We start from the raw sequence: 18,676 nt of genomic DNA on the forward strand, positions 1-18,676 counted from the left end.
TCACGGGCTTGCCGGCGCAGCCTGAGCGCGTCGTTGAACACCACCCGCGCGCACCCGAACGCCCGCGCCAGCTCGATCTGCTGGCCAGGCGTCGGATACACGCGGAAGTTGTAACGGAGCTGCACGACAAGCACGGTACATGTTGGTCTATGGCTGAACTCGCAGGCATCCGCACAGACAGGCACTGTGTTTTTTGCGATGCATGTCCACTTGGTTTTCGTCACGAAGTTCCGGCACAAGGTGTTCACCGACCGGCACCTGACCCGCATGGAAGCGATCATGCGAGACGTGTGCGCCGACTTCGAAGCCGAGCTGGTCCAGTTCAACGGCGAGGACAACCACGTCCACCTGCTCGTCAACTTCCCGCCCAAGGTCGCGGTCGCCCGGCTGGTCAACAGCCTCAAGGGCGTGTCCTCCCGCCGCCTACGGCAGGAGTTCCCCGATCTCGCGCGGCACTACTACCGGGCCAACAAGCTGTGGTCGGGCTCGTACTTCGCCGGCTCCGCCGGCGGCGCACCACTGAACGCCGTACAGCAGTACATCGAACAGCAGAACCGTCCCGGCTAAAGCACTGCCCGGGCCTGGCAGCCCTCCCAACACGGGCCTTCACCCCCGGCCTGAAGGCCGGAGCACCGGCCCGCATTCCGGTAGCAGGCGTCCGCGTCGGCGGACACCAGCAGCGCCCGCGCCATCAGCTCGTCGTCCTCGTCGCCCGCGTCGCACATGTCGGGCTCGAGGTCCCGCAGCCAGCCGACGTCGGCGGTGGTCCGCATCGTCCACACGAACGGCCCCATCTCCAGCCACCCGTCAGAGGCTTCCAGGAACGCCCGGTACCCGGGCGGGAGCGCCACCCCGAGCCGCTCCTCAACGGCGGCGAGCGCGTCCTCGCCCGCACCGTCGAACCCGAGCCGCCCGGAGGCCCGCCGTTCCTCCCCGAGCCGGTCCAGCCGATCGGCGTCGGCGACGCGGAAGAAGTCCGCGCTATACCCGGCGAGGTAGACCCGCCACTGCTCGGCTGTGTGGGGCCGCCCGGTCGAAGTCACGCCCCACTTTAGGCACGGTACGCCGGGCGCCGCCGTCACGATGGCACAGAAGGGACGCATGCAGCGGTCACGCCGGCTGCGTGAAAGCTGAGCTGGTCAAAGGCTGGTCGGCCGGATCGTCCACCGGCCGGTCGCACGGCCCGATCGCACGGGCCTGCGCCCCGGACCGCGAACCGCGAGCCGAGGCGCTTGCGACGGCACCCGACCGGCCCGCCTTTCGTGACGCCGCAAGGGCACTCAACCTGGCCGCCTGCCGTGACACGGCGAAGGCACTCGACCAGGCCGCCTCCCGCGACACGGCGGGGGCGCTGGCGGCCTCCACGACGGAGCGCCGGTCACGTGGCGGAGGTGGCGCCTGGACCGGGGGCGCTCGGCCGGGCCAGCGGCGGGGCAGGCCGGGTGGCGGTCGGGGCGGACGCGGTGAACGCCGCCTCCACGATGTGCAACGCCTCGTCGAGGTCGATGCCGACGCTGATCGCCACGGCGGCGTAGTCGGCGGCGGCCTGCCGGGCGCGTTCCCGGCCCGCCTCGCCCGCGGCGGACACGAACGAGCCGGCGCGGCCGCGGGTCTCGATCAGGCCGGCCTCCTCCAGCTCCCGATACGCGCGGGCCACCGTGTTCGCGGCCAGGCCCAGGTCCGTCGCCAGGCTGCGGATCGGCGGCAGGCGGAACCCGACCGGGAGCGTGTGGTCCTGGATCTGCCCAGCGAGCTGGGCCCGTAACTGCTCGAACGGCGGGACGGCCGAGGCCGCGTCGATGACGATCATCGGACGATCATCGCCTGCCGGGCCGTGGCGAGGCTCCCCGGCGTCCGGACGTGGATCAGGACGAGCGCGGCGACGCCGAGGACGACGGCGGCCACCGCGGCCGCACTCCACCAGGCGGGGGCGAGGCCGAACAGCAGGACGACCGGCAGCGACCACAGCACGGCCGGGGCCGTCGCGTCTCTGGCGTCCTCGATCCGCATGATGACGTCGGTGGTCAGTGACATCTCGTCCTCGGCCACCACGGGCCGGGTCAGCAGCTGCCGCAGCTGCACGGCGCTTCCCGCGCCGACGCCGAGCACGGCCACGAGCAGGATCACCGCGCCCTGCCGGACCGTCGGCTCCTCGACGGTCAGCGCGCCGAGCGCGAGCACGACCGCTACCCCGAGCGTGGCGAGGTCGAACACGGCGTGCGGAAGGCCGAGCACCACCCGCCAGCCGGGCTTCACGGAGTGGGCCGCCCGGCGCGGCAGCGCCGCCCCAGCCCGCCGGTCGGCCGCGGCCAGCCATCGCGCGATGAGCAGCCGGGCGACCAGCAGCCCCGCGGTCGCCGCGGCCAGGACCACCAGCAGCACAGGCCGGCCCGACGACGATCCGGCGTCGGCCGAGAAGTCGGCCACGTGCGCCAGCGCCGCCACGATGAACACCGCGGCCAGCACCACGTGGTCGGCGAGGCGCGCCCGCCGCCGGGCCGCGAGCCGGGCGACCAGCAGCTCGCTCACGGGCGCGTCGGGCAGCCCGTTGCCGACCAGCCAGGCGCGCGCGGCCCGCTCTTCTGCCGTAGTCATGAGCACTCCCGAAAGATTGTCGCAAGTGTTGTACCGCCATCATGGTACAACACTTGCTACAACGTCAAGCGGGCCCGGTTGGCCAGCACGGTCCGGCCGTGCTCCCCCACCCAGCGGACCAGCCCGTCGACGGGGTCGAGCAGCGTGCGGCCGAGGGGCGTCAGCTCGTACACCACCCGCGGCGGCACCTCCGCATGCGCCTCGCGTGACACGAGGCCGTCGCGCTCCAGGTCGCGCAGCGTCTTCGCGAGCATCCGGTGCGAGATGCCGTCGATCCCCCGCTGGATCTCCGTGAACCGCCTCGGCCCGGCGACCAGCGTGGCGATGACCACGAGCGTCCACTTGTCGCCGATCGTCGTCAACAACCCACGGACCACCACCCGAAGGTCGTCGTCCTGACATGTGGACAGGTCATCGGAAGTGGTCATTCCAGTTCCCCCTGAGAGAAGCCAAGACGCACTTCAAGGTGCGCGACGCACCCCAAAGTGCCGAATTCAGACCGGAAATGCAGCGTATTGCAGAACCGCTGACACCACACAGAGGCCGCGACAGGCGCGGCGTCGAACGTGAGGAGTGCAGCCCGTGACCAGGATCGCCATCATCGTCGGGAGCGTCCGGCCCGGCCGGTACAGCCGGCTCGTCGCCGACTGGGTGCTCGAGACCGCCGCCCGGCGGGACGACGCCGAGTTCGAGATCGTCGACCTCGCCGACCACCCGCTGCCGCACCTCGACGAGCCCGTCCCGGCGTCGGCGGGCCAGTACGCCAACGAGCACACGAAGGCGTGGTCGCGGGTCATCGACGGCTTCGACGGCTACGTGTTCGTCACGCCGGAGTACAACCACTCCACGACCGGGGTGCTGAAGAACGCCATCGACTACCTGTACGCCGAGTGGAACAACAAGGCCGCCGGGTTCGTCGGCTATGGCGTGGTCGGCGCCGCCCGTGCGGTGGAGCACCTGCGGCTCATCGCCGCCGAGCTGCAGCTCGCCACGGTCCGCTCGCAGGTCGCGCTGTCGTTCTACACGGACTTCGAGAACTTCACCCGGCTCACTCCGGGGCAGGCGCAGCTCGACGCCCTGGACGCCACGCTCGGCCAGGTCGTCGCCTGGTCCGACGCCCTGGCGAAGCTGCGCGTCTGACCCACCCCGGCCCGGCGGCACGAGGGGCGCCGCCGGGCCACCCCGGCGACCCGACCAACGCGGGTTATCGCTCACATCGCCACAAACCCAGTGCATCGCCGAGATTTAACGTCCAGACGGTGGTGTTGACAACGTCGATGTGACCGCTAACATGCCGCGAGGAGCGGAGGCGATCAATGGGCTCATGCAAGGCCGGAGTGGTGGGGCTCGTCGCCGTGCTCGCCCTGGCCGGGTGCCAGCGGGCGCACGACGTGCCGGTGCCGGCGGGGACCGCGGCCACCGACGACGGGACGGTGCTGACCATGTGGACGCGCTCGCTCACCGGGGCCTTCAGCCGGGCCCTCATCGACCAGTACAACCGCAGCCACCGCAACAAGGTCAAGCTCACGGTCATGCCGGGGGACTCCTACCAGCAGCGCGTCGGCGCGGCCGCCGGCACCCGCCAGCTGCCGGACCTGCTCGCCGTCGACGTGGTGTACGCGCCGAACTACGCCGCCCAGGGCGTGTTCGCCGACATCACGGCGCGGGTCGCCACGCTGCCGTTCCGGGAGGACCTCGCGCCGTCGCACATGCGGGCCGTCCGGCACGCCGGCCGCACCTACGGCGTGCCGCACGACATCGACCTGGCCGCGTTGTTCTACAACAAGGACCTGTTCATCCGGGCCGGGCTCGACGGCGACCGGCCGCCGGCCAGCCTGCGGGAGCTGCGCGAGTTCGCCACGAAGGTCAACGGGCTCGGCGGCGGCGTGCACGGGTTCAACTTCGGCGGCGCTTGCCCGGACTGCATGTTCGCCACTGCGTGGCCGATGATCTGGGCGTCCGGGTCGAAGGTCCTCAACGAGGACGGCACCGCCGCGATGCTCGACAGCGCCGACGCGACGCGGGTCTTCCAGTTCTACCGCGGCATGTACGCCGACGGCCTCGTCCCCCGGTCGGCGAAGAACGAGAGCGGCCCGTCGTGGACGCAGGCGTTCAGCGAGGGGCTGATCGGCATCCAGCCGATGGGCGCCACCGCCCTGCGCAACATCGAGGAGGCGTCGCGGCTGCAGGTCGGCGTCGCCGCGATCCCGGGCCTCGAAGGCGGCGCGTCGTCGTTCGTCGGCGGGGACGTGCTCGGCATCGGCTCCAACAGCCCGCACGCGGACCAGGCGTGGGACTTCATCGCCTGGACGCTGTCGGAGCAGGCGCAGGTCGACGTCGTGGCGAAGAACCGCTACGTGCCCGTCCGCAGCGACCTCGACAACAACGTCCACGCCCAGCAGGACCCGCGGCTGGTGACGTTCACCGCGATCGCGCGGAAGGGCCAGACACCGTACGCCGTCGCGTTCGGCAAGACGTTCAACGACCCCAACGGCCCGTGGATCGAAGCGGTCGCCGACGCGGTGTTCGGCCCCGGTGACGTCGGCGCCGCCCTCGACCGGCACAACGGGAGCATCACCGCCTCGTTGGAAGAGGGCTAACCATGCGGCGCACCGGAGGTCTCCTCTACGCCGTGCCGATGGCGCTGCTGGTGGCGGTGCTGTTCGTCGGACCGCTCGGCCTGATGGCGTGGATGTCGCTCAACCACTGGCCGCTGCTGGGCGATTCGGCCCCGAACGGTGTGGCGAACTACGAGGCGCTGCGCGAGCCCCTGTTCACCCGGGCGATCGTCTTCAGCATCAAGTACACCCTGGTCGCCACCGTGCTCGTCGGGCTGATGGCGTTCGGGCTCGCCCTGCTCGTGCAGCGCCCCGGGCCGGCCGTGACCGTGTTCCGGACCGTGTTCTTCCTGCCCGCCGCGGTGGGGCTGGCCTCGGCGAGCCTGCTGTTCTACGGCATGTTCAACCACGACGCGTCGCCGCTCAACGCGTTCGCCGCGCTGTTCGGCAGCGACGGCGTCGACTGGCTCGGCGACGGCGACAACGCGCTCTACTCGACCGCGGTCATGATCACGTGGAAGTTCGCGGGCTACTACATGGTCATCATCATGGCCGGGCTGCAGTCGATCAATCCGCTCCTGTACGAGGCGGCGACCATCGAGGGCGCGACCCGCTGGCAGATGATGCGGCGGATCACGCTGCCGCTGCTGCGCCCCACCATCGCCCTCGTCCTAGTGCTGCTGGTGACCAGCTCGCTGCTCGCGTTCGACCAGTTCTTCATCCTCACCGGCGGACGCCACGGCACGGCGACCGTCGTCATCGGCATCTACCGCGAGGCGTTCACCTCCCAGGACCTCGGCCGCGCCGCCGCCATCTCCGTGGGCATTCTCGCCGTCCTCTACGCCGTCAACGGCGCACAGGTCCGATTCCTCAGGAGCGCCCGATGAAGGCCCGCATCACCACCTGCGCCGCGCTCGCCGTGCTGTTCCTGACCCCGATGCTGTGGGCGCTCTGGGCGTCGGTGCACGGCCGCACCGGCACCGGGCAGCTGGGGCTCGACAACTACCGGCGGCTGCTGGTGTACGGCAGCGGCCTGCCCGTCTACATGCGCAACACGGCGTTCGTCGCCCTCGTGACGGTCGCCGTCACCGTGGTGGCCACGACCCTGGGCGGCTACGCGATCGCCCGCTTCTCGTTCCGCGGCCGGAACCTGCTCTTCATGGCCACCCTGAGCATCCTCATGGTGCCGCACAGCACGATCCTGATCCCGCTGTACATCATGCTCGACTGGCTCGGCCTGCAGAACTCGCTGGTCGGCCTCGCGCTCGTGCTCGCCATGTTCCAGCTGCCGTTCGGGCTGTTCATGATGCGCAACTCGTTCGAGGCGCTGCCCGTCGAGCTCGACGAGGCGGCCCTCATCGACGGCTGCGGCCCGGCCGGCGTCCTGCGGCACGTCCTGCTCCGCGGCGTCGTCCCCGGCATCGTGACGGTCGCGCTGTTCTCGTTTCTCGCCTCGTGGAACGAGTTCGTCGCCCCGCTCATCTTCATCACCGACGACGAGAAGTTCACGCTGCCGGTCGCCCTGTTCAACCTGCAGTCCGGCAGCCTCGGCGCCGTCGACCACGGCACCCTGCTCTCCGGCGTCGTCACCGCCGCGGTGCCATGCGTGCTCCTGTTCCTGTTGCTGCAGCGGTACTACGTGCGCGGCTTCGTCAAGGGTGCCCTGAAGGGCTGATCGGGTACCGTGGCCCTCACCTTCGTCGCCGGCGGCCGCTGAGCCCGGGGTCAGCCCGTCCGGTCGGGGGCGGACCTGGCCAGGAGCAGGCCGGTCGTGAGGGTGGCGAGGACGGCGAGGCCGAGCATGATGCCGGGGGTGTCGTCGATCGTGCGGTACACGGTGAGGAACTGGTCGCCGAGGGTGCCGGCGACGACGCCGAGGAGGGCGCCGGCGGTGACCACGCCGCCCTTCCACACGATTGTGGCCGGGATCGCGACGAACACCAGGAGCATCAGCCACTGGTCGCCGCGGTCCAGGCGGTTGTACGGCACGGCGGACGTGGTCCACATGATCAGTAGCAGGCACGCGGCGGCGACGGCGAGGTGCGGCCAGGACAGCCGGGTCGGCACGGAGCGGATCAGCACGGCGGCGAGCACCAGCGTCGCGGCGCCGAGCAGGACCAGGCCGACGCCGTTGTTCCAGTTCAACGCGTCGGCGGTCGGGCCGGCGAGCACGCTGACCGGTCCGGCGGCGGCGCCGACGAAGTACGTTCGGCCGCACGTGTCCGGGTCGGGCCGCGGTCACCTGTTCAGGGCGCCGGCCGTGCCGATCTTCTGCGCGTAGAGGGCCGTCACGATGAGGGCCGTCTCGTCGTAGCCGAGGATGAGCACGGCGTCGGGGGCGGCGGACCGGACGCGGGCGGCCAGGCCGGCGAAGTCCTGGCTGGTGCCGGGGTAGGTCACGAGCTGGACGGCATCCTCGGGCACGCCGGCGGTGACCAGGTTCGCCTTCACGTTCTTCTGCAGGCCGAGGCCGTAGGCGTCCTCGCGGGCCAGGATCATCACCTTGTGGGGGCCGTCGCGCATGATGACGTCGGTGAGGGCGCGGGCCTGCAGGGTGTCAGCGGGGGCGGTGCGGAAGAACAGGCCGTTGTCCGCGACGGTGCTCAGCTCGTCCGATGTGGACGATGGGGAGATGAGGATCCGGCCGGCCGCGGCGATCTTCGGGATGACGGCCTTCGTCACGCTGGAGGACGACGCGCCGATGATGACCTGCACGCCCAGGCCGACGAACCGGTCCACGGTGGCGGCGGCGACGGTGGCGTCCGTGCCGTCGTCGCCGTCGACCCACTCGACCGGCTGTCCCAGCACGCCGCCGGCGGCGTTGATGTCCATGACGGCGAGCTTGGCGGCGGCGAAGCGCGGCGGGCTGCGGAACGCGAGCCGGCCGGTGTGCGGCATGAGCCCGCCGACCTTCAGCGGGGCCGGCTTCTTCGCGCCCGCCCCGAAGTTCGGATAGGCGGTGAACGGCGGGGCGGGGGTGGTGGAGGCGAGCGACTCGTCGCCGGCGCCGATGTACTCGGTCATGTTGGCGTTGATGGTGTTGTCCCGGCCGAAGTGCAGGGTGCCGTACGAGGCCGAGGAGGGCTCGCCGCTGTCGCTGAGGCCACTGCGGCGCATCGACACGCCGCGGTAGGCGAAGTCCTTGCCGGCCTTGGCCAGCGCCAGGCAGGCGGCGGCGGAGTCGCAGGTCGTGCCGGAGGTCGAGGCGCCCACGACGTACTTCGCGACGGTCAGGGGCTGGGTGGTGCGGGCCGACTCGGCGGCGAGGGCGGCGAGCATGACCGCGTCGTAGGCCTCGGCGGCGTACCCGTAGTCGACCAGCGTCGGGTCGACCCCGCGCAGCCGTTCCTGGAACGACTCGGGCAGCGCGAGCAGCGGGGTGGTGCCGACCATTCCGGAAAGTATCCCGGGATTTCCGGCGAGCTTTTCCTTGAGCGAGTTGGTCATGTTCGCGTCGGATCCGTAGAGCCGCACGACCAGTGGCCGGCCCGCGTCGGCGGCGGGGGTCGTGCCGCAGCCCGCCGCGAGGGCGACCACCCCGGCCAGTGCCACGACCGTGCGGGTCGTCCTGGATCCCACGACATCTGCCTCTCGTCCGCCTACGGGCCCCGCAGACCATAAGCAGTTCGCGGCGCCCGCCCGAGCGCGAGAAACGGACCTTGAGGAAAACTTGCGCTAGGCGGGCGTCGCATTACCAGAGGGTGGCCAGTGACATCACTAAACGTCAATATGAATTCGCTGTGACGATTCCGCTACGCGACTACCCGCCGCCGGCGTAGTTACCGTTGTCGATGACCGCCCGGCGGTCGCCGCGCTCAGAGAGCGAACTGCTGCACGCCGAACGCGACCGCCGCGGCGATGTCGTCGTCGCTGGTGCCCCAGGCGGCCTGGATCGCCGCGCCCCAGGCATGGCAGGCGCGGGTCCCGAACTCCTTCGCCTCGGGCGAGCCCTCCCAGGTGGCGGGGTCCAGCTCGATGCCGCGCAGGTGCAGGTCGAGGCCGAGCAGCGCGAGGTCCCAGCCGCCGCCGACGCCGATCGTGCCGCCGGGGCCGTACTGGCGGACGAGCTCGTCCACGACCTCCGCGGGCGAGGAGTGCTCCAGCTCCAGCACGGTGTCACCGTCGGGACCGGGCGCGAGCCGCAGCTCGACCTCGGTGTCCATGCCGCCGCCGAAGGACCAGGTCACCGCGAGCAGCCGCGGCTCCTCGCAGCGCACGATCCGGCCACCGGCGTTGTCCTTGATCTGGAACGTGCCGCCCAGGCGCAGGTCGCCCTCGACCTGCCCGAGCCACCGGCCGAGCCGCCCGGGATCGGTGCAGGCGTCCCACACGTCCGCGACGTCGGCGTCGTACGTGCGGCGCAGCAGCAGCGAACGCCCCTCGCCGGTGCTGACCGGGTGGCTGCCGACCTCGCGGTGGACGGCGTTGATCTGGTTGACGATGTCGATCACGACGAAGGCCCTTCTGTTGAGGATCGCGAGCGCTTGCCCCGGGCGAGCTCGGTGCCGAGCGCGTCCAGGCGCTGCTCCCAGAAGCCACGGAACCGGTCCAGCCAGGCGTCGACCTCGCGCAACGGCGCGGCGTCGACGGCGTACAGGCGCCGGGTGCCGTCGGCCCGGACGGTCGCGAACCCCGACTCGCGCAGCACCTTCAGGTGCTGCGACACCGCCGGCTGCGAGATCCCGAACTCGGCCCGCACGGTCTCGCTGACCGCGCCGGCGGGCTGCTCCCCGTCGGCGAGCAGCTCCAGGATCCGGCGCCGCACGGGGTCGCCGAGCACATCGAACGCATGCACGACACGTACAATGTCATCCGCGGCTTATATAAGTCAAGCCTTAAACGGATCGTTGTGGACCGTCGCCGCACCGGCCGCGGTGACGGTCACATCGAGCGAACCGCCGGCGATCCGCAGGCCGCGCACCTGATAGGCGCCGACCGGGGACGGGGACAGGGGGTCGAGCGTCAACCGGCCCGAAGGGGCGTCGACGTCGAGGCCGAGCAGCGCGGTGACCAGTGCGGGACCGGCGGCGGCGGCCCATGCCTGGGGGCGGCAGGAGGCCGGGTACGGCGTCGGCGCGTCGTCGCCGCCGAAGAGCTCCGGCAGCCGGGCGTCGAAGCGTTCGCCGGCGGCGAGCAGGGCGCGGATCACCTCGGCCGCCTCGGCGCGGTGGCCGTCGCGAACCAGGCCGAGCAGGGCGATCGCGGTGTCGTGCGGCCACACCGAGCCGAGGTGGTAGGACAGGAAGTTGTACCCGCCCGACGAGGGCGCGATGGTCCGGATGCCGAACGGTGAGCGCAGCTCGGCGAGATGGCCGGCGACCCGGGCGCTCTCCTCCGACGAGAGCAGGCCGGTGCCGAGCAGGTGACCGATGTTGGACGTGAGGCTGTCGACCTGCGCGCCGTCGCCGTCGAGGGCGACCGCGGGGTAGCCGCCCGGGCACCAGAACGCCGCCCGGAACCGCGCCGCGAGCGCCGAGGCCCGGTCGCGCCAGTGCGCGGCGCCGTCGCGGCCGAACGACTCCAGGAGCCAGGCACCGTCCAGGAAGGCCCGGTAGGCGTACGCCTGCACCTCGGCGAGCGCGAGCGGCCCGCGCGCGATGCGCCCGTCGGCGTGCTGGATGCCGTCGCCGGAGTCCTTCCAGCCGTGGTTGGCCAGGCCCTTCGTGCTGGACCGGTAGGCGATGAAGCCGTCGTGCCCGGCCAGCCACATCAGCGCCCGCTCGACGTGCGGCAGCAGCGGCTCGACCTCGGCGGCCGGCAGCCCCCACCGGTAGGCGTCGGCGGCGGTGCTGACGAACAGCGCGGTGGCGTCGACGGTGCCGTAGTAGACCGGCGGCAGCCAGTGAGCGGCGTCGACGGGACGGACCTCGTGCAGGATCTTGCCGGGCTCCTCGTCGGTGTCCGGGTCGTGCTTCGTGCCCTGGCGGCGGGCGAGGGCGCGCAGCGTGCCGGCGGCGACGCCGGTGCCGAGCGGGAGGGCCAGCCGGGCCGCCCACAGCGAGTCGCGGCCGAAGAGGGTGAGGTACCAGGGGCTGCCGGCGGTGTAGTAGTCGTCGTCGCCATCGGCGTGCCGCAGCGCCGCGAGGTCATCGACGCTCGCGCGCACCAGCGCGTCGAGGCGCCGGTCGTCGGCGGTGACCCGCAGCCCGGCCGGTGCGGCGGAGCGGGTGATCGGCGCGGCGTCCGCGCGGGTGAAGCGCACCGTGGCGGTCCAGCTCGCCCGCGGCTCGACCGTGACCAGCCAACGCATCGGCCCGGCACCCGGCGGCTGGTCCGGCGGCGGGTCCGCCGTCACGGCGACGCGCATCCCGTTGGCGTCGGCCGCGTCGGTACCGACGCCGACGACCTCCACTGTGGACACTGACGGGTGCCCGTCCTTCACGGCGCCCATGGTGGCGAAGTCGGTGCCGGCGACGATCTCGATCTCCACGGCCAGGGTGGCGTGGGACAGGTTGGTCAGCGTGAGCGTCTCGGTGCCACCGCGGGGCGACGTGCGGCGGTCGCGCACGAGCGTGACGGTCGGGTCGGGGCCGTCGTCGCCGAGGCCCGGCAGCACCGCGGCGAACCGGGCCGACGCCGCACCCGTCCGGGTGACCTGGACCGGGACGGGCTCGGCGCCGTCGACGGTGACGACCAGCCTCGACAGGACCCGGCGGTCGTCGACGTACAGGCCGTCGGCGCCGCCCCGGAGCTGGCCCGATGGGCCGGAGAGCCACGTGGCCGGGGCGGCGACACACGTCACGTGCTCGTGGAGGTAGGGCTGCCCCATATCGCTCCTCTTGACAAGCCGTTGGCGGGGTGAGAATGTCCGAACACCCATGTTGAACGTTCAAACGGGCATCCCGCAAGACCCGATTTGAACGTTCAACACCATCTCCCGTGGGAGGTCCCGTGCATCCGCCGACCGTCGAGGACGTCGCACGAGCCGCCGGCGTCTCCCGGCAGACCGTGTCCAACGTGCTCAACGCGCCGCAGCGGGTGCGGCCCGAGACCCGGCAGCGGGTCGAGGCGGCGATCGAGCAGCTCGGCTACCGGCCCAACCGGGTCGCGCAGTCGCTGCGGGCCGCCACCTCACGCATGATCGGCTACCGGATCGAGCCGATGCACCCGCACGCGCTGGGCAGCATGCACGACCGGCTGCTGCACGCGCTCGCCGAGGCTGGCCGGGCCGCCGACCACCATCTGCTGCTGTTCACCGCCGACGACCCGCTCGACGAGGTCGCCAACGCCGACGCGCTGCACCGCGCCGGCGCCATCGACGGCGTCGTGCTCTACGGCATCCAGTCCGCCGACCCGCGCCCGGCGGGCCTGCGGCAGCTGCGGATCCCGTTCGCCGCGTTCGGCCGTACCGGCGCCGACGACGCCCACCCGTGGGTCGACATCGACAACACCGCCGGCACGGCCGCCGCCGTCGATCACCTGGTCACCCGCGAGCACCGGCGCATCGCGTTCCTCGGCTACCCCGAAGGCGTCGCGGTCGGCGACCGGCGCGCCGACGGGTGGCGCACCGCCCTCGACAAGCACGGCCTGCTCGACGGCTCCCGCCACCTCGACCTGCGCGGCGAGGACTCCCTCGCCACCGGCGCGCGCCTCGCGGAGGCACTGCTGGACCACCACACCCCACCGACCGCCGTCGTCGCCGCCACCGACACGCTCGCCGCGGGCGTGCTGCGCACCGTGCGGCAACGGCACGCCCGGCTCGCCGTCGTCGGCTTCGACGACACCCCGACCGCCGGCGCGCTCGACCTGTCCAGCGTCCGGCAGCCGATCGAGGCCGTCGGACACGCGATGATCCGTGCCCTGCTGGGCCCCGGCGGCAACGAACCCGCCGGGCAACTGCTGGCACCCGAGCTGATCGTCCGGGCCTCCAGCGCTCTGCCCTGAGTTTCCCCGACCCCCCTGGGAGCGACATCATGTTACGAACACCCCGCCTCCTGACCGCTCTGATCGCCACCGTCCTGCTGGTCGCCGCGTGCGGTGACGACGGCAGCGGCACCGGCACCGAAGGCAGCGCCACCGGCGCGAAGCTGACGATGTACGCGTTCTCCTCCTCCCCCGCCGAGGACGCCGTGCTGCGCAAGGCCGTCGAGGACTACAACAAGCAGGGCCGCAACACCGTCGAGCTGAAGGTGCTGCCCGAATACGACACGGCCCTCACCACCGCGCTCGCCGGCGGCGAACCGCCGGACGTCTTCTACGTCAACGACAACAAGCTGCCCGACTTCGGCAAGAACGGCGTCCTGGAGCCGATCGGCGACAAGGTCGACAACCCCGGCGACTTCTACGAGACGCTCAAGCAGTCCTTCACCTACAAGGGCACCTACTACTGCGCGCCGAAGGACTTCTCCACGCTGCAGCTGGTCTACAACACCGCCGACTTCACCGCCGCCGGCCTGAAGCCGCCCACGACCTGGGACGAGCTGACCGCGACGGCGAAGGCGCTCACCAAGCCGGGCCACCCGGGTCTGGTGCTCGCGCCGGAGTTCTACCGCTGGGGTGCGTTCATGGCCCAGGCGGGCGCCTGGCCGACGAACGACGACGTCACCAAGATGACGATGGACACGCCGGAGATGCGCACGGCGCTGCAGTACGTCACCGACAACCACAAGGCGGGCTGGTTCGGCACCCCGGCGTCGGTCGGCGCGGGCTGGGGCGGCGAGGCGTTCGGCAAGGCCGCGACGTCGATGACGATCGAGGGCAACTGGATCGTCGGGGCGATGAAGAACGACTTCCCCAACGTCAAGTACGCGGTCGCCGAGCTGCCCGCCGGCCCGAAGGGCAAGGGCACGATGTCGTTCTCCGTCTGCTACGGCGTGGCGAAGGCGGCGAAGAACAAGGCCGCCGCGCTCGACTTCGTCAAGTTCCTCACCTCGCCGGACGAGCAGTTCGCGGTGACCAAGGAGTTCCCGGTCATGCCGTCGCGCAAGTCCCTGGCGGACAAGTGGCTGGCGGACAAGCCGGAGCTGAAGGCGTTCGTCGCCGGCGGCGACTACGCGAAGAAGTCGGTGTTCGTGCCGGGCTTCAGCACCGCGATCGACACGTTCAACGACGGCATCCAGGGCCTCGCCAAGGGCAACAAGCAGGTCGCCGACGTCGTCACCAGCACGCAGAAGGCCGGGACCGACATCCTCGGCTGACGTCACGGAGAGGGGCCGCCCCGGCGGCCCCTCCACTGAGGAGTCCGCATGTCACGCATTCACGGCCGGCAGGGGCTGGCCGGCTGGCTCTTCGTGTCGCCCGCGCTGATCGGGCTCGGCGCGTTCATGGTCGCGCCGATCCTCCTCGCGCTGTGGGTCAGCTTCCGCGACTGGAGCGGGCTCACCCCCCTCAGCGCCTCCGACCCCGCCGGCGCCGCCAACTACCAGGACCTGCTGACCGATCCCGGGATCGTCCGCGGCGACTTCGCCAAGAGCCTGCGCAACAACCTGTACTACGTGCTCGGCGTCGTCCCCGCGCAGACGGCGCTCGCGTTCCTCCTCGCGCTCGTCGTCAACGCCCGGCTGCTCAAGGGCCGCACGTTCTTCCGCACCGCGTTCTACTTCCCGTCGGTGACCAGCTCGATCGCGGTCGCGTTCATCTTCATCTTCCTGTTCAGCCCGACCGGCGTGGTCAACACGGTGCTGTCGGCGGTGCTGCCGGGCAAGGTCGACCTGGTGTGGCTCGACGACTCCGACGGGCTGCTGCACCTGCTGCTGGGCGCGGCCGGCGTCGACAGCCCGCCGGGCGCGCTGCGCGGCGAGTTCATGGACCTGTCCTGGTGGGACTGGCTCGCCGGGCCCAGCGTCGCGCTCAGCTCCGTGATGATCCTCGCGACCTGGACCACGACCGGCACGTTCATGCTGATGTTCCTCGCCGGGCTGCAGAACGTCCCGGAGGAGCTCGAGGAGGCCGCCTCCATCGACGGCGCCTCCGCCCGGCAGCGCTTCTTCCGGATCACGCTGCCGCTGCTGAAGCCGACGCTGTTCCTCGTGCTGACCCTCGGCGTGATCGGCACCTGGCAGGTGTTCGACCAGGTCTACGCGATGACGTCCGGCGGGCCGCAGAAGACCACGCTCACCCCCGCGTACCTCATCTACCGCGAAGGCTTCCAGAACAGCGCGATGGGCCGGGCCGCGGCGATCGCGTTCATCGTGCTCGTCATCATCCTGGTGTTCACCGGCGTGCAGCGGCTCGTGCTGCGGAAGGAGCGCTGACATGCCGTTCTCGTTGCGCCGCGTGCTGCGGTACGCGCTGCTGCTCGGCTTCGCCGTCATGTTCATCTACCCGTTCGTGCTGTCGCTGGGCACGTCGTTCAAGTCGCGGCCCGAGGTCGCCACCCATCCGGTGTCGCCGTGGCCGCGCTCCTTCGACCTGCGGGCGTGGTCGGACGTGCTCGTGCACAGCGACTTTCCGCTGTGGACCTTCAACTCGATCCTCGTCACGGTCGCCGCGACCCTCGGGCGGGTCTTCATCGACTCCCTCGCCGGCTACGCCCTGGCCCGGCTGCACTTCCGCGGCCGCGGCGTCCTCTTCGCCGGGATCATCGCGGTGCTCGCGGTGCCGCCGATCGTGCTGACCGTGCCGCGGTTCCTGGTGCTGAAGGAGCTGAGCCTGCTCAACTCGTACACCGGCCTCATCCTGCCGCTCGCGGTCGACGCCATGGGGATCTTCCTGATGCGCCAGTTCTTCGCCGAGCTGCCCAAGGAACTGGAGGAGGCGGCCCGCATCGACGGCGCCTCGATCTTCCAGGCCTACTGGCACGTGGTGCTGCCGCTGGCGCGGCCCGCGCTGCTGACGCTGACGATCCTGTCGTTCCAAGGGGTGTGGAACGAGTTCCTGATGCCGCTCATCGTGGTGCGGGCCAGCCCCTCGCACTGGACGCTGCCCTTCGGCCTGTCGACGCTGGGCCGCGGCGGCGCGGGCGGGCAGAGCTTCGACTACCCGGTGATGATGGCCGGCTCGATCCTCACCATCATCCCGGTGGCGATCGTGTTCATCGTCTTCCAGCGGTACTTCGTCCGCAGCGTCGCCAGCAGCGGCGTCAAGGGCTGACGTCCCGCCGGGGGCCGTCCGGGTCCACAGTGGACCGTCACAGCAGGCTCAGCACCGCCGTCACCGGGTCGACGTCGGCCGGGAGGGCGGGGCCGATGGCGCAGCAGGTGGCCGTGCCCGCGGCCACCTGCGTGCGTCCCGCGTCGTGGATGACCTGCACCGGCAGGCCCGCCGCGACGGCGTGCCCGCACAGCTCGGCGAGCTCCGCCGCCCCGGCGACCTTCAGCACCACCTTCGGCTGCCCCGCCTGCAGCCACGCCTCGAACACCGCCCCGTGCGGCCCCTGCAGCACCGCGGACACGGCCGCGTGCGCGACCTGCGCCGCGATCTTGCCCCGGCCCATGCCGAGGTCGGTGCGCACGACAAGGACCATCTTCGGTTCGGTCTTCACGACCAGCGATGTTAGTGCGTGGTCAGGTCCGCCAGCAGGCGCATGGCGCCGGGCACGTCGCCGGCGACGCGCTGCCGGTCGGCGCCGGTCCCCTCCTCGCGGAGCCGGGCCAGCTCCTTGGCGACGACGCCGTCGTCGCCGTGCCGGCGCAGCGCCGGGCCGGTGATGTCGGCGAGCAGGTCGACCAGGTCCCAGGCCGGCACCGCGCGGCGGCCGCACAGGTCCATGAGGGTGCCACCGAGGCCCTGGTGCGCGGCGTTCCAGTGCGCGGCCCGCAGCAGGTGCTCGGGCGGGCTGACCGCCGGGCGGCCGGCGGCGATGTCGTCCAGGACGGTGGCGACGAGCCCGCGGACGAGCCCGGCGACGAGGACCGTGTCGCCGGCGGTCGGGCACACGTCGCCGACGCGGACCTCGACGGTCGGGTAGCGCCGCGACGGTCGTACCCACCACAACACCATCGACTCGTCCAGCATGACACCGCTGCCGACCAGCTCCGCGACCGTGCGCTCGTAGTGGGCCACCGACGTCAGGTAGGGCGCCGGGCCCAGGCTCGGCCAGCGGTCCAGCTGGATGCTGCGCCAGCTCGCGTGGCCCGTGTCCGCCCCCGCGTGGAACGGCGAGTTCGCGGTCAGCGCCTGCACCACCGGCAGCCACGGCCGAAGGTGGTTGCAGACCTGCACGGCGACCTCCCGGTCGGGGACGCCGACGTGCACGTGGCAGCCACACAGCGCCGGGTCGTGCGCGATCGGCCCGTAGTGCCGGGAGATCGCCCGGAAGCGGGGCGTGTCCTCGACGGTGAGGTCGGGCTCGGCGACCGGGGTGGCGGCGACGGCGACCAGCCGCGCGCCCACCGACTGCGCGGCGAGGGCGGCCGCGGCCCGGTTGGCGGTCAGCCGCCCGCGCAGCTCGGACAGGGACGTGCAGACCGGCGTGACCATCTCCATCATGCTGCGCCGGAACTCGACCCTGGTCTGCTGCCGGGCCGGGTCGGGCAGGCGCGCGCGGGCGTCGTCGGCGACCGGGACGTTGCGCCACGTGCCCGGGTCCAGCAGGAGGAACTCCTCCTCCGCACCGACGGTCAGGGTCTGCCGGGCGAGCGCGCCGGCGAGGTCCGCGGGGCTGGACGCGGTCAACGACATCAGCGGCGCCTTTCAGCGATGAGGACACACACGGCGATGCGTTCGGCGTGCGCGTAGGACGGGTCGTCGAGGTTCTCGCTGTACACGTCGGGGTCGATCTCCCGGTAGGTCCAGTCGAGGCCGGTGCCGACGAGTCTGGTCGCGGCCCCGGCGAGCAGCGGGTCCCGGCCGTCGACGACGCCGGTGCCGCTGAACAGCACCAGCGATCCGCCGGGCGAGAGGCGGTGCACGGCGGTGTCGAGCACGGCCAGGGGTAGGTCGTGTCCGTGTCGGCCGCCGCCGTCCCGGTACCGCCGGCGCTGCGGGTCGATCATGAACGGCGGGTTGGAGACGATGAGGTCGAACTGGCCGTCGACCTCGGTGAGCAGGTCGCTGTGGACGGGCGTCACCCGCGCCCCGGCGAGGTCCGCGTTGACGGCCGTGTACCGCAGCGCGACCGGGTTGATGTCGACGCCGACGACCTCCGCCTCGGGTGCGTGCCGTGCCACGGTGACGGCGATCGCGCCGCTGCCCGTGCCGATGTCGACGGCCCGCCGCGGCGCGACCGGCAGCGTCCGCAGGTGCGCGGCGACGGCGTCGCAGGCGCGCAGCGTGTCGGGGCCGAAGAACACCGCGTCGGGCCCGGCCGGCGGGTACGCGGAGTGGAAGAACAGGCCGCCGTCGAGCGTGGAGCAGCGGATCCGGCTGCGCCACGTGTCGCCGTCGCGGTCCAGGACGCCGGCCTCGTCGAGCAGCGTGACGAGGCCGTCGGGGAGCACGCCGGGCCCGAACGGGCGGCTCCAGCCGAGCACGTCGCGCAGCGTTCTGGCGCGGGCGTTCGCTGGCCGCCGGTTGACCCGCTCGTGCGTGGCCTCGGTGACGGGGACGAACCGGTACCCCGTCTCCTTGACGGCCTCGCCGAGGCGGCGCAGGGCGGCGTCAGCGTAGACGGGCGCTTCGGTGGCCGCGGTCATGCCGAGCCC

21 protein-coding genes and 1 pseudogene are annotated in these 18,676 nt (G+C 71.9%); 9 read left to right on the forward strand and 13 right to left on the reverse strand.

Annotation, left to right across the window (positions count from 1 at the left end; all coding sequences use genetic code 11):
* The coding region (locus ABD332_RS60145) for a helix-turn-helix domain-containing protein (RefSeq protein ID WP_425552309.1) at positions 1-185 on the reverse strand (185 nt) is incomplete at its 3' end.
* On the opposite strand from ABD332_RS60145, the pseudogene tnpA reads away from it, so the two are divergent.
* A pseudogene (tnpA, locus tag ABD332_RS30140) lies at positions 150-567 on the forward strand (IS200/IS605 family transposase). The gene ABD332_RS60145 and the pseudogene tnpA sit on opposite strands and share 36 nt — an antisense overlap.
* Here the strand turns inward: tnpA and ABD332_RS30145 are convergent.
* The 4 genes from ABD332_RS30145 to ABD332_RS30160 form a co-directional block, all read right to left on the reverse strand.
* On the reverse strand, positions 564-1,043 hold the full coding sequence (locus ABD332_RS30145) for an SMI1/KNR4 family protein (RefSeq protein WP_344505711.1): 480 nt from the start codon (positions 1,041-1,043) through the stop codon (positions 564-566). The pseudogene tnpA and the gene ABD332_RS30145 sit on opposite strands and share 4 nt — an antisense overlap.
* A 335-nt stretch (positions 1,044-1,378) precedes the next feature.
* On the reverse strand, positions 1,379-1,810 hold the full coding sequence (locus ABD332_RS30150) for a GntR family transcriptional regulator (RefSeq protein WP_344505712.1): 432 nt from the start codon (positions 1,808-1,810) through the stop codon (positions 1,379-1,381).
* Positions 1,807-2,595: a hypothetical protein gene (locus tag ABD332_RS30155; protein WP_344505713.1), complete on the reverse strand. Its 789-nt coding sequence runs from the start codon at positions 2,593-2,595 to the stop codon at positions 1,807-1,809. The genes ABD332_RS30150 and ABD332_RS30155 overlap by 4 nt, the downstream gene beginning before the upstream one ends.
* Before the next feature lie 56 nt (positions 2,596-2,651).
* Complete coding sequence (locus ABD332_RS30160) at positions 2,652-3,023, reverse strand: winged helix-turn-helix transcriptional regulator (protein ID WP_344505714.1); 372 nt, start codon at positions 3,021-3,023, stop codon at positions 2,652-2,654.
* Between the two features lie 154 nt (positions 3,024-3,177).
* Between ABD332_RS30160 and ABD332_RS30165 the strand changes: the two genes are divergently transcribed.
* The 4 genes from ABD332_RS30165 to ABD332_RS30180 all read left to right on the forward strand — a co-directional run bounded on the left by ABD332_RS30165 (position 3,178) and on the right by ABD332_RS30180 (position 6,828).
* Positions 3,178-3,735, forward strand: coding sequence for an NADPH-dependent FMN reductase (locus ABD332_RS30165; protein ID WP_344505715.1), 558 nt, complete (start codon positions 3,178-3,180; stop codon positions 3,733-3,735).
* Positions 3,736-3,911: 176 nt separating this feature from the next.
* Positions 3,912-5,195 carry an ABC transporter substrate-binding protein gene (locus ABD332_RS30170; protein ID WP_344505716.1) on the forward strand — a complete coding sequence of 428 codons (1,284 nt, stop codon included), beginning with the start codon at positions 3,912-3,914 and terminating at the stop codon, positions 5,193-5,195.
* 2 nt (positions 5,196-5,197) lie between these two features.
* Complete coding sequence (locus tag ABD332_RS30175) at positions 5,198-6,040, forward strand: carbohydrate ABC transporter permease (protein ID WP_344505717.1); 843 nt, start codon at positions 5,198-5,200, stop codon at positions 6,038-6,040.
* Positions 6,037-6,828 (forward strand): carbohydrate ABC transporter permease, encoded by a 792-nt coding sequence (locus ABD332_RS30180; RefSeq protein ID WP_344505718.1) that lies wholly within the window; start codon positions 6,037-6,039, stop codon positions 6,826-6,828. Before ABD332_RS30175 ends, ABD332_RS30180 begins: the two co-directional genes overlap by 4 nt.
* A 50-nt stretch (positions 6,829-6,878) precedes the next feature.
* Here ABD332_RS30180 and ABD332_RS30185 read toward each other — a convergent pair whose 3' ends face one another.
* The 5 genes from ABD332_RS30185 to ABD332_RS30205 form a co-directional block, all read right to left on the reverse strand.
* Entirely contained in the window at positions 6,879-7,325 is a 447-nt protein-coding gene (locus ABD332_RS30185; protein WP_344505719.1) for a hypothetical protein, read from the reverse strand.
* 66 nt (positions 7,326-7,391) lie between these two features.
* Positions 7,392-8,732 carry an ABC transporter substrate-binding protein gene (locus ABD332_RS30190; protein ID WP_344505720.1) on the reverse strand — a complete coding sequence of 447 codons (1,341 nt, stop codon included), beginning with the start codon at positions 8,730-8,732 and terminating at the stop codon, positions 7,392-7,394.
* A 236-nt stretch (positions 8,733-8,968) separates the two neighbouring features.
* Positions 8,969-9,604 carry an SRPBCC family protein gene (locus tag ABD332_RS30195; RefSeq protein ID WP_344505721.1) on the reverse strand — a complete coding sequence of 212 codons (636 nt, stop codon included), beginning with the start codon at positions 9,602-9,604 and terminating at the stop codon, positions 8,969-8,971.
* Positions 9,601-9,948 carry an ArsR/SmtB family transcription factor gene (locus tag ABD332_RS30200; RefSeq protein ID WP_344505722.1) on the reverse strand — a complete coding sequence of 116 codons (348 nt, stop codon included), beginning with the start codon at positions 9,946-9,948 and terminating at the stop codon, positions 9,601-9,603. The genes ABD332_RS30195 and ABD332_RS30200 overlap by 4 nt, the downstream gene beginning before the upstream one ends.
* A gap of 33 nt (positions 9,949-9,981) precedes the next feature.
* Positions 9,982-11,922 carry an amylo-alpha-1,6-glucosidase gene (locus tag ABD332_RS30205; RefSeq protein ID WP_344505723.1) on the reverse strand — a complete coding sequence of 647 codons (1,941 nt, stop codon included), beginning with the start codon at positions 11,920-11,922 and terminating at the stop codon, positions 9,982-9,984.
* A gap of 122 nt (positions 11,923-12,044) precedes the next feature.
* On the opposite strand from ABD332_RS30205, the gene ABD332_RS30210 reads away from it, so the two are divergent.
* Genes ABD332_RS30210 through ABD332_RS30225 form a run of 4 tightly spaced genes read left to right on the forward strand, consistent with a single transcriptional unit; the run spans position 12,045 to position 16,184 of the window.
* A complete protein-coding gene (locus ABD332_RS30210; RefSeq protein ID WP_344505724.1) occupies positions 12,045-13,037 on the forward strand; it encodes a LacI family DNA-binding transcriptional regulator in 993 nt (330 codons plus the stop codon).
* 29 nt (positions 13,038-13,066) lie between these two features.
* Positions 13,067-14,290 (forward strand): sugar ABC transporter substrate-binding protein, encoded by a 1,224-nt coding sequence (locus tag ABD332_RS30215; RefSeq protein WP_344505725.1) that lies wholly within the window; start codon positions 13,067-13,069, stop codon positions 14,288-14,290.
* A 48-nt stretch (positions 14,291-14,338) separates the two neighbouring features.
* A complete protein-coding gene (locus ABD332_RS30220) occupies positions 14,339-15,346 on the forward strand; it encodes a carbohydrate ABC transporter permease (RefSeq protein ID WP_344505726.1) in 1,008 nt (335 codons plus the stop codon).
* Position 15,347: 1 nt separating this feature from the next.
* Positions 15,348-16,184 carry a carbohydrate ABC transporter permease gene (locus tag ABD332_RS30225; protein WP_344505727.1) on the forward strand — a complete coding sequence of 279 codons (837 nt, stop codon included), beginning with the start codon at positions 15,348-15,350 and terminating at the stop codon, positions 16,182-16,184.
* 37 nt (positions 16,185-16,221) lie between these two features.
* Here the strand turns inward: ABD332_RS30225 and pth2 are convergent, their stop codons facing one another.
* Genes pth2 through ABD332_RS30240 form a run of 3 tightly spaced genes read right to left on the reverse strand, consistent with a single transcriptional unit; the run spans position 16,222 to position 18,667 of the window.
* Positions 16,222-16,575, reverse strand: a complete 354-nt coding sequence (gene pth2 / locus ABD332_RS30230) for a peptidyl-tRNA hydrolase Pth2 (protein WP_344505728.1) — start codon at positions 16,573-16,575, stop codon at positions 16,222-16,224.
* A gap of 11 nt (positions 16,576-16,586) precedes the next feature.
* A complete protein-coding gene (locus tag ABD332_RS30235; RefSeq protein ID WP_344505729.1) occupies positions 16,587-17,714 on the reverse strand; it encodes a carboxylate-amine ligase in 1,128 nt (375 codons plus the stop codon).
* Positions 17,714-18,667, reverse strand: a complete 954-nt coding sequence (locus ABD332_RS30240; RefSeq protein WP_344505730.1) for a methyltransferase — start codon at positions 18,665-18,667, stop codon at positions 17,714-17,716. The genes ABD332_RS30235 and ABD332_RS30240 overlap by 1 nt, the downstream gene beginning before the upstream one ends.
* Positions 18,668-18,676 lie beyond the last annotated feature (9 nt).

Origin of the sequence: Dactylosporangium maewongense (assembly GCF_039531485.1) — a bacterium.
GTDB classification, from domain to species: domain Bacteria; phylum Actinomycetota; class Actinomycetes; order Mycobacteriales; family Micromonosporaceae; genus Dactylosporangium; species Dactylosporangium maewongense.